1 pseudogene is annotated in these 1,343 nt (G+C 39.2%); it reads right to left on the bottom strand.

What is annotated here, in order from left to right:
- Nucleotides 1-402 precede the first annotated feature (402 nt).
- Nucleotides 403-990 (bottom strand): annotated as a pseudogene (locus FTU17_RS17305) (recombinase family protein); the annotation flags it as partial.
- Nucleotides 991-1,343: the final 353 nt, after the last annotated feature.

Raw genomic sequence — 1,343 nt, 5'->3', positions numbered from 1 at the left:
GTACACAGTGCACTGGGTTATGTATCGCCTTTTGAGTTTGAAGCAATGTACTATGATAAGATTAACCCGTTAGGTCAGGTGGCCTAACTTAAATAAAAAAGTCTCCGACAAACCCGGTACGGTTCAAACTGTTTCGAGGTATTCACTGAGGGAAAGCTGTTGATCAGGCATACTTAGTTTTTATGAATTGTAATTGTCAAAGACTATAGAAAGTTTGGCTTATAGGCAAACACCTATAGGTTATGATAATAATGCCACTTCATGTATCGCAAGTCATGCCGGTTAGGACCAAAAAAGTGGCTAACATTTCAACTAAAGGTCTTCAATGGCTACTCGAATCCTGCCTTGTTGTGCACGAGATTCGACAAGCTGATTCAGCCCTGCATCTTCTCCTCGGTTCATTACTCGATACACAGTAGCTACCCCACAACCAACAGCTTTCGCAATTTCCTGCTTAGTCATGTTATTTGTAGCAAGCAACTCCTTGATTCTTTTGTGCTTGGCTTCATTTGGTTTCTTACCTGATGGTTTGTACCCTGAACGCTCTAAGCCTTGCTTGATCCTTTCTATACGTTTCTCGTTATCCAAACGAGCCATAGTAGCAAGTAGATCAATCAGCATATTGTTGATGAGATCTAGTATCGAACTTGTAATACTGTCATTGGTTTGGATTAGTTGATGAGTAGTCGGAAGGTCAGCAACAACTAAGCGAAGCCCCTTCTCTTGGATTCTACGCTTAAGCTCTTGGAAGTCTGCTTGGCTTAGACGGGACAGATGATCAACGCTTTCTACCAATAACGTGTCGCCTTGGTTTGCTTCTGTGAGCAACCTGTTTAGTTCAGGACGATCCAACTTCGTCCCTGAGAAATTCTCAATATAGGTAACCGATTCACCTAACTTGAGCCTTTGGTTTAAGTCATCTAATTGGTTTAGTGCTCTCTGTGCATCTTGATCTTTGGTTGAAGCTCTTAAGTAGATTCTAGTCGTCATGGTTTATCATTTGAGATAATTGAATATACTACAATGATATAGCTATCATTAAATCAACATAACAACTCTAATGATATTTCGTTGTAACTAACTGTTTCCTTATCATTCGGGTATACTCTTTTGATAAAAAAAGCATAACTAAAAGCCATGCCTTGGGAATTCGTATAACGTGTATTATGTTAATTTTAGGGAAACTTAATTCTATAGGTGATACCAATGGACAAAAAGAGGTGGTCCCACTTGTTTGAACAACTAAAAGCGTATTTATAAGTGATATTCCGCTCTAGTTAAGCCACCTTGTTTTGTTGGGGTAGCTGATCATAGTAAAACTCATTTGGTGTCATTTTGTCTAG

It is taken from the genome of Acinetobacter sp. YH12070 (genome assembly GCF_013419625.1).
Lineage (GTDB): Bacteria > Pseudomonadota > Gammaproteobacteria > Pseudomonadales > Moraxellaceae > Acinetobacter > Acinetobacter amyesii.
Note: the sequence above shows the minus strand (reverse complement) of the source record. Positions and strands in the feature narration are given on the sequence as shown.